Consider the following 8,883-nt stretch of genomic DNA (forward strand, 5'->3'; position numbering starts at 1 on the left):
GACTCAGAAGAACACCGACCGCCGCTGCACCAGCAGCTTGGCCCCTCCCGTCTGCTGTCCTCGCACTGCTCCGCAGGCTTCGCACAGCTGCGCCGGACTCCGTCCGGCCACTCGGCGGCACCGCGCTCCGACTCAGAAGAACACCGACCGCCGCTGCACCAGCAGCTTGTACAGCGTGTGCTGGATCTGCTCGCGCACCTGGTCGGTGAGGTTGAACATCAGCATCGGGTCCTCGGCCGCCTCCGGCGGATAGCCGTCCGTGGGGATCGGCTCGCCGAACTGGATGGTCCACTTGGTCGGCAGCGGGATCGCGCCGAGCGGGCCGAGCCAGGGGAAGGTCGGCGTCAGCGGGAAATACGGGAAGCCGAGCAGCCGCGCCAGCGTCTTGGCGTTGCCGATCATCGGGTAGATCTCCTCGGCCCCGACGACCGAGCACGGGATGATCGGCGCCCCCTGCCGCAGCGCGGTGGAGACGAACCCGCCCCGCCCGAACCGCTGGAGCTTGTACCGCTCCCCGAAGGGCTTGCCGATGCCCTTGAAGCCCTCCGGCATCACCCCGACCAGCTCGCCCTGGCCGAGCAGCCGTTCGGCGTCCTCGGTGCAGGCGAGGGTGTGACCGAGCTTGCGGGCCAGCTCGTTGACCACCGGCAGCACGAAGACCAGGTCGGCCGCGAGCAGCCGCAGATGCCGCCCGGCCGGATGGTGGTCGTGCACGGCGACCTGCATCATCAGGCCGTCCAGCGGCAGCGTCCCGGAGTGGTTGGCGACGATCAGCGCGCCGCCCTCGGCCGGGATGTTCTCGATGCCCTTGACCTCGACCCGGAAGTAGTTGTCGTACACCGGCCGCAGCAGCGACATCAGGACCTGGTCGGTCAGCTCCTCGTCGTAGCCGAAGTCGTCGACCTCGTAGTCCCCGGTGAGCCTGCGGCGCAGGAAGGAGAGGCCGCGCGCGATGCGGCGGTCGAGCCCGCCGTCGTCCTCGTGCGGAGCGTCCGAGGGTTCCCCGGTGGGCTCTTCGGGCACCGCCCGGGTGGGCAGCGGCTGGACCGGCGCGCTCTCACCTGCCCCGGCAGTCCGGCCGCCCGTGCTCCGGCGCCGCTGCGGGCGGCCTGTGGAGCTTCCCCGGGACCGGTCGTCGTCGAACGGAATGACCTTGGCGTCCGCCATTGTTGCTGCGCTCCTCAGTTGGCGCCGGGCTGCGGGAAGGGGCCACCGCTTCTCGCGGTCAGCGCGGCGATCCGGTCGACGGCTCCCGCCAGCGCCTCGGGCGGCAGCAGGCCGGGGCCTTGGCCGCGCGCGAAGTCCGCGAAGGTCTCCGCGGTCGTGAACCTCGGTGCAAAACCGAGCGTCTCGCGCATCTGCCCGGTGTCCACCACCCGGCCGTGGGTCAGCAGCCGGATCTGCTCCGGCGAGAAGTCCGTCATACCGAGCGTACGCACCAGGGAGCCCGCCCAGGTGACCGCGGGCAGCAGCAACGGCACAGTGGGCCGCCCGAGCCTGCGCGAGCACTGGGAGAGCAGCAGCACGCCGTCCCCGGCGATGTTGAAGGTGCCGCTGTTGAGGGTGCCCCGGCGCGGCTCGTGCGAGGCGATCCGCAGCACCTCGATCACGTCGTCCTCGTGCACGAACTGCAGCCGCGGGTCGTAGCCGAACACGGTCGGCAGGACGGGCAGCGCGAAGTAGGAGGCGAGCGGGGTGTCCGCCGTCGGCCCGAGGATGTTGGCGAACCGCAGCACGCACACCGCGACGTCCGGGCGGCGCCGGGCGAACCCGCGCACGTAGCCCTCGACCTCGACGGCGTCCTTCGCGAAGCCGCCGCTCGGCAGCGACTTGGCCGGGGTGGTCTCGGTGAAGACGGCCGGGTCGCGCGGGGCGGAGCCGTAGACGTTGGTGCTGGACTTCACCACGAGCCGCTTGACGGCCGGCGACTTCTGACAGGCACCGAGCAGCTGCATGGTGCCGATGACGTTGGTCTCCTTGACCGTGGCCCGGCTGCCGCCGCCGAGCGCGGTGCCGGTCACGTCCATGTGGACGACCGTGTCGGCGCCGGTCTCCGCGAGCACGCGGGCGATCGTCGGCTGCCGGATGTCGGCCTGGATGAACTCGGCGCCGCCGAGATGGTGCGCGGGCGGCACGGCGTCCACCGCGATCACGCGGTCCACGTCGGCGTCCCGCTGGATACGGCGCACGAACCGGCCGCCCAGCTGCCGGGCCACTCCGGTGACGAGCACGATCTTCCCCAAGACCAGCGCCTTCCTTCCCGACCTCGCGCGAAACCCGGCTCTCCGCCCGCGTTCCCCGTGTGCGGCCAACCTATCGGGTCGGTGTTGCGCCACGATGACCACACGGGCCCGGACATGCCGAACGGCTCCGGACATGCCGGTGGCCCTCCGCCCGCAGAGGGACGAAGGGCCACCGACCGCGCTTTCGCGGCGCGCCGCTTACTTCTTGTTGCGACGCTGAACGCGCGTGCGCTTGAGCAGCTTGCGGTGCTTCTTCTTAGCCATCCGCTTGCGCCGCTTCTTGATAACAGAGCCCACGACTACCCTCGCTCACTTCTCATGACTCGGTTGCTGGGCGCCATGGGCCCATACGACCTACGAGGGGACAGCCTACCCGCCCGAACGCCAGGGTCGTAATCGAGGTGTTCCGGGAAGATCCCGAAGCCGCCGTCAGGCCGTTTCCACCCCCACATAGCTCTCGCGCAGATACTCGTGGACCGCCTGCTCGGGGACGCGGAAGGACCGCCCCACCCGGATCGCGGGCAGATGACCGCTGTGCACCAGCCGGTACACGGTCATCTTCGAGACTCGCATGACCGAGGCGACTTCCGCCACGGTAAGGAACTGAACCTCGTTCAGAGGCCTCTCACCAGCTGCCATGACACACCTGAACCTTCCGCACTCGACGGCCACCGGCTTCCCCTTCCGGTGACTCTTCGTCGTTGCGTGCTCACTCCCCAATGTAGGGGCGGGTGATGCGAGTGGGGAAGAGGTGGACGCATCGGCGGCCTACTGTGACAGACAGGCCCGTTTGAGTACGTAGCGGGTGAGCGGGCGGTAGTGACTAGACCGCACGGCGTCGTCAAGCGGAACGACGACGGACACCTTCCCCTCGGCCTCGCCGACGAACGGCGCGGGATCGTCGGAGTCGGCCAGACCGATCGCCTCGAACCCCAGCTGACCTGCGCCGCAGACCCACCCGTGGTCCCCGACGACCAGCCCCGGCAAGGGCTCGCCGGCCTCCGCCAGAGCGGCCAGCGCGAGCCGAACCGGCAGCGGGGAATGACTGTGCGCCCCCGGCTCACGCCCCGGGCGCCCACCGCCCGCTTCCCGCACCAACGCAACACCTCGTACGTAGTCGAGGCGGTGCGTGCGTAGACCGAACCGGGTCAATATGTCGACACAACGACCCTGCGCCGGGGTGAGCACAACACATCCCGCCGCCGACATCGCCGCCGCCAACCCGGCGTAGAAACCGAGCAGCGCGCCCGGATGCCCGGTGCCGAACAGCACCGGCACACCCCGCCGCACCGCCGCCCGCAACCGCCCCGCGAAGGCGTCCAGCGCGACCAGCGTCCGCTCCGGGTCGATCACGTCAGGACCCGAGACACACCCCGGGTCGGGCGACACCCCGCACCGCTCCGCCATCAGCGCCAGCACCTCGCGCGGCCCCCAGGACCGTACGGGATCGATCCCGATCAGCACCCGCGGGTCGCACGCGGCGAACAGCCGGTAGCGGCGCAGGCTGTCCTCGCGCGCGGTGGCCACCTCACCGGCGAGCCGGGCGGCCAGCAGGTGCGCCCGCAGGGCACCGGTTTCCGACACGGCAGCGATGGTGGCCCACGAAAGCGGCCCCCGCGACCGGAACGGCGGAAGACCGCACGGTCGGCCTAACGCCGAGCGCCTCCGCCGGACACGACCGACGAATCCGCGCGGCCGCCGCCCGTCACGGCAGCAGACCCCGCAGCGGGAACGCGGACCGCCGCGTCGCCAGCACCGCCTGGTCGAGGCGGTCGGCCGGGTCGTACCCCGCCGACCAGTCCCTGTAACCCACCGGCCAGCGCCCGTCCGTCATCCGCTGCGGCCCCAACTGCCGTGTCCGCGCGTATACTTCCTGCCGCCAGCCCTCCGGGATCACCGTCTCCGGAGCGATCTCCCGGCCCGCCGCGATCCCCACCAGATGCGTCCAGGACCGCGGTACGACCTCCACCACCGCGTAACCGCCACCGCCCAGCGCGAGCCACTTCCCGTCCGCGTATTCGTGGGCCAGCTCGTGACAGGCCAGCTGCACCGCCCGCTGCGCGTCCAGCGACACCGCGAGATGCGCCAGCGGGTCCTCGAAGTGCGTGTCGGCGCCGTGCTGCGAGACCAGTACCTGCGGCCGGAAGTCCGCCAGCAGCTCCGGCACCACCGCGTGGAACGCCCGCAGCCACCCCGCGTCCCCGGTCCCGGCGGGCAGCGCCACGTTCACCGCCGCGCCCTCGCCCGCCCCGGCCCCGGTCTCCTGCGGCCACCCCGTCGCCGGGAACAGCGTGCGCGGATGCTCGTGCAGCGAGACCGTCAGCACCCTCGGGTCCTCCCAGAAGGCCGCCTGCACCCCGTCCCCGTGATGCACGTCCACGTCCACGTACGCGACCCGCTCCACACCCAGCTCAAGGAGACGGGCCACCGCCAGCGCCGCGTCGTTGTACACACAGAAACCGGCCGCGCCGCCCGGCATCGCGTGGTGCAGCCCGCCCGCGAAGTTCACCGCGTGCTCGACATCCCCCCGCCACACGGCCTCCGCCGCCGCCACTGATTGCCCCGCGATCAGCGCCGACACCTCGTGCATCCCGGCGAACGCCGGATCGTCGACCGTACCGATTCCGTACGACCCGTCCGCCGCGCGCGGATCGGCCGAGGCCGCCTTCACCGCGTCGATATAGTCCTCGCGGTGCACCAGGCGCAGCGTCGACTCCCCGGCGGGAGGCGCGGCCACGATGTCCAGCTCCTTGTCGAGTCCCAGGGCCGACACCAGCGTCCGGGTCAGCTCCAGGCGCACCGGAGCCATCGGATGGTCCGGGCCGAAGTCATAGCCCGTTACTGCCTCGTCCCACATCAGCTGTGCGCGGCCGCTCATGCCCGCCACCGTATCGGTCGCCCCCAGGCCCGAACGACCGGGCATACACGGTGGTGACCAGCACCAGAGCCATCGGCACGAGCATCGCCCCGCGATAGCTCCAGGCGTCCCCGAGCGCCCCCACCAACGGCGAACCGACCAGGAATCCCACGTAGTTGAAGATGTTGAGCCGCGCGATCGCCGCGTCCGACGACCCCGGGCCGTTTCCTTCGAAAGCGTGCCGCCCCGCGGCCGCGAAGGTCTGCGGCACCAGCACACACAGCCCGAGCCCCACCAGCGTGAACCCGAGCATCCCCGCCCACGCCCCCGGCGCCGCCGCGACCACCACAAAGCCGCCCGCCGCCACCAGCGCCCCCAGCCGCACGACCGCCACCGCCCCGAGCCGCCGCACCCCGAGATCCCCCAGCGCCCGCCCCACCAGCGTGGTCACCATGTACACGTTGTACGGCACGGTCGCGAGCTGTTCCGAACCACCGAGCACGTCCTTGACGTACTTCGCGCTCCAGTTGGAGACCGTCGAGTCCCCGATGTACGCGAACGTCATCACCAGACACAGCGGCAACAGCACCCGGAACGCGACCCCGCCACCCGCTCCGGCCGCCTCCCCCGCCACCCCGCCGTCCCCGTCGACGTACCACCGGCTCCCCACCAGCGTCGCGGGCAACAGCACCAGCACCACGGGCAGATACGACACCCACAGCGCCAACTCCCAGTGCGCGCCCGCCCAGGCGAGCGAGGCCCCGAGGATGCCGCCGAGACTGTAGGCCGCGTGGAAGCTCAGCATGATGCTGCGCCCGTACGCCCGCTGGAGGCTCACCCCGAGCATGTTCATGGAGGCGTCCAGCACCCCCACCGACAGCCCGAACACCCCCAACGCGACCGCAAGCTCGGCCACTTGATCCCCGGCGCCGACACCGAGCAGCGCCAGCAACACCACCGGCTGGGACCAGCGCAGCAACCGGCTGGGCGGTGTCCGCCGCACCAGCCGCTCGGTGGCGACACTCCCGCACCCGGCGAGCACCGGCACGGCGGCGAGGAAGACGGGCAGCAGCGCGTCCGAGACCCCGTACCGCTCCTGAACGGCCGGGATGCGGGTCACGAGCAGGGCGAAGGCGACGCCCTGGGTGAAGAAGCCGAACGCCAGCGAGGCCCTGCCGCGCCGCAGCACATCCGTCATGGCGGCGAGCGTAGGGCCCCGGGGTGCGCATGGGTAGATCCGGCCAAAGATGAGTTCCGCTCATCTTCGACCGGATCGAGGGTCGGTGACCGGCCGTCGGCCGGACTGCGGATCAGGCGGCGGCGAGAGAGGCCGGGGCCACGGGGTCGTCGGCCTTCTTCATCTCGTCGGCGAGGATCTGCTCCATCGGCGCGGCGGCGACGGCACCGCTGACCACGAACGTCAGGACCATCACCCCGACCATCAGCACCCCGCCCAGCCACACCATGGTGTCGACGGGCACGGTGTACGCCCCCACCACCCGCGCCGCACACTCGACGAGCAGCGCCACGCCCCACACCACGGAGAACGCCCGCTCCTTGCGCCGGAAGTCCGCCGACCCGGCCGCCGCACCCGACACCAGCCGCTGCCAGGCGGCCTCCTTGGCCGCGTCCCCCTTCACCAGGAAGGGCTTCATGCCCTCGGTCATCATCGGCCGGCCGAGCGCCACGGAGACCAGGATGCCGACGGCGATCGTGCTGCTGACCGCGCCGTCCTTGGCGAGCATCAGCCGCGGATCGCCGGACACGAAGCTCAGCGCCAGCCCGACCACGTTCACGGTGAGGATGAGCAGCGCGAACGCGTTGGCGGTGCGCTCCCGCACCAGACTCCACACGGTCCGCGCGGCGGGCGCCACACTGCTCCAGGCGAGAGCGGCGAAGGTGCTCATCCCGAAGGCGTCCTTCAGGAGGTAGTACGCGCCGAGCGGCACCGCCACGTCCACGAGCAGCGGCTTGAAGTTGCCCAGCGCGCCCGGCTGCTGGTTCCGGCCCTGGTTCCCCGTCGTCTTCGTCATGCCCTCAGCTTCGCGGCCGAGGCGCCTCCGCCGACAGAAACGATCGTCTGCAACTCCGCATGACAATTGTCAGCCCACGGACGATGGCCCCCGTCATACCAGCAGGTCAGCCAACTCGCCCATGGTGGCGAAGAGTTGATTGGCACCCGCCAGCCTCTCGGCCGGGGTCATGGCGGTGAACCCGTACACGTCCATCCCGGCCGCCACGGCCGCCTGGACGCCCAGCGGGGAGTCCTCCACGACCAGACACCGCTCGGGGGCGACCCCCATCCGCTCGGCGGCGTACAGGAAGAGGTCGGGCGCAGGCTTGCCCCGCCCCACGTCCTGCGAGCTGAAGACCCGCCCCTCCTCGAACCACCGGTCGAGCCCGGTCGTCCGGTGCCCCACCCGGATCCGCTCATGACTCCCGGACGACGCCACGCAGTACGGCACCCTGTCCGCGGCCAGCTTCTCCAGCACGCCCTCGACCCCGACGACGGCCCGCAACTCCCGCTCGAACGCGGCGAAGACCCGCGCGTGGAAGACGTCGTCGAAGTCCTCGGGAAGCCGCCGGCCGGTCCGTTCCAGAACCAGCTCGTGGATGCGGTGCATGGCCGAGCCCATGTAGTCCCGGATGGAGTCCTCGTACGACGTCGGGTGCCCGAGCTCGGTGAGATACGCGGCGAGCAGCCGGTTGGAAATGGGCTCGCTGTCCACCAGGACGCCGTCGTTGTCGAAAAGGATGAGGTCATAGCGCATATGCCAGACCCTATAAAGATCTCCAAACGCAGAAAACCCCCGCACCAATGGTGCGGGGGTTTTCCTTAAAATTTGTTCGGCGGCGTCCTACTCTCCCACAGGGTCCCCCCTGCAGTACCATCGGCGCTGTGAGGCTTAGCTTCCGGGTTCGGAATGTAACCGGGCGTTTCCCTCACGCTATGACCACCGAAACACTATGAAACTGTTTCAGCCAGACCATGTGTGGCACATGGCGGTGTTCGTGGTTTCAGAACCAACACAGTGGACGCGAGCAACTGAGGACAAGCCCTCGGCCTATTAGTACCAGTCAACTCCACCCGTTACCGGGCTTCCATATCTGGCCTATCAACCCAGTCGTCTACTGGGAGCCTTACCCTCTCAAGGAGGTGGGAATACTCATCTCGAAGCAGGCTTCCCGCTTAGATGCTTTCAGCGGTTATCCCTCCCGAACGTAGCCAACCAGCCATGCCCTTGGCAGGACAACTGGCACACCAGAGGTTCGTCCGTCCCGGTCCTCTCGTACTAGGGACAGCCCTTCTCAATATTCCTACGCGCACAGCGGATAGGGACCGAACTGTCTCACGACGTTCTAAACCCAGCTCGCGTACCGCTTTAATGGGCGAACAGCCCAACCCTTGGGACCGACTCCAGCCCCAGGATGCGACGAGCCGACATCGAGGTGCCAAACCATCCCGTCGATATGGACTCTTGGGGAAGATCAGCCTGTTATCCCCGGGGTACCTTTTATCCGTTGAGCGACGGCGCTTCCACAAGCCACCGCCGGATCACTAGTCCCGACTTTCGTCCCTGCTCGACCCGTCGGTCTCACAGTCAAGCTCCCTTGTGCACTTACACTCAACACCTGATTGCCAACCAGGCTGAGGGAACCTTTGGGCGCCTCCGTTACTCTTTAGGAGGCAACCGCCCCAGTTAAACTACCCATCAGACACTGTCCCTGATCCGGATCACGGACCGAGGTTAGACATCCAGCACGACCAGACTGGTATTTCAA

The 8,883-nt window shown here is 69.5% G+C and carries 9 protein-coding genes and 2 rRNA genes; all 11 read right to left on the minus strand.

The genetic code is table 11. The features are described from left to right. Positions 1–132: 132 nt before the first annotated feature. Positions 133–1,167, minus strand: coding sequence for a lysophospholipid acyltransferase family protein (locus tag GTW40_RS09200; protein ID WP_161179676.1), 1,035 nt, complete (start codon positions 1,165–1,167; stop codon positions 133–135). Between the two features lie 14 nt (positions 1,168–1,181). Further along, entirely contained in the window at positions 1,182–2,243 is a 1,062-nt protein-coding gene (locus GTW40_RS09205) for an NAD-dependent epimerase/dehydratase family protein (protein WP_161179677.1), read from the minus strand. A 198-nt stretch (positions 2,244–2,441) separates the two neighbouring features. Then, positions 2,442–2,540, minus strand: a complete 99-nt coding sequence (locus tag GTW40_RS09210) for an AURKAIP1/COX24 domain-containing protein (protein WP_003948845.1) — start codon at positions 2,538–2,540, stop codon at positions 2,442–2,444. Positions 2,541–2,672: 132 nt separating this feature from the next. Next, positions 2,673–2,882 (minus strand): helix-turn-helix domain-containing protein, encoded by a 210-nt coding sequence (locus GTW40_RS09215; protein WP_093781815.1) that lies wholly within the window; start codon positions 2,880–2,882, stop codon positions 2,673–2,675. Positions 2,883–3,011: 129 nt separating this feature from the next. Continuing rightward, the gene (locus tag GTW40_RS09220; protein WP_161179678.1) at positions 3,012–3,827 is read right to left on the minus strand and encodes a phosphatase; all 816 of its coding nucleotides are present in this window, start codon (positions 3,825–3,827) and stop codon (positions 3,012–3,014) included. A gap of 121 nt (positions 3,828–3,948) precedes the next feature. Further along, complete coding sequence (locus GTW40_RS09225; protein ID WP_161179679.1) at positions 3,949–5,121, minus strand: acetoin utilization protein AcuC; 1,173 nt, start codon at positions 5,119–5,121, stop codon at positions 3,949–3,951. Further along, positions 5,072–6,298 carry an MFS transporter gene (locus tag GTW40_RS09230; protein ID WP_202485628.1) on the minus strand — a complete coding sequence of 409 codons (1,227 nt, stop codon included), beginning with the start codon at positions 6,296–6,298 and terminating at the stop codon, positions 5,072–5,074. Before GTW40_RS09230 ends, GTW40_RS09225 begins: the two co-directional genes overlap by 50 nt. Before the next feature lie 112 nt (positions 6,299–6,410). Beyond that, positions 6,411–7,133 carry a VC0807 family protein gene (locus tag GTW40_RS09235; RefSeq protein WP_161179680.1) on the minus strand — a complete coding sequence of 241 codons (723 nt, stop codon included), beginning with the start codon at positions 7,131–7,133 and terminating at the stop codon, positions 6,411–6,413. Between the two features lie 93 nt (positions 7,134–7,226). Continuing rightward, positions 7,227–7,871 (minus strand): HAD family hydrolase, encoded by a 645-nt coding sequence (locus GTW40_RS09240; RefSeq protein ID WP_161179681.1) that lies wholly within the window; start codon positions 7,869–7,871, stop codon positions 7,227–7,229. 74 nt (positions 7,872–7,945) lie between these two features. Next, positions 7,946–8,062 (minus strand): 5S ribosomal RNA (gene rrf, locus GTW40_RS09245). Between the two features lie 86 nt (positions 8,063–8,148). After that, positions 8,149–8,883 (minus strand): 23S ribosomal RNA (locus tag GTW40_RS09250); the annotation flags it as partial.

The organism is Streptomyces sp. SID4985, assembly GCF_009863025.1.
GTDB lineage: Bacteria > Actinomycetota > Actinomycetes > Streptomycetales > Streptomycetaceae > Streptomyces.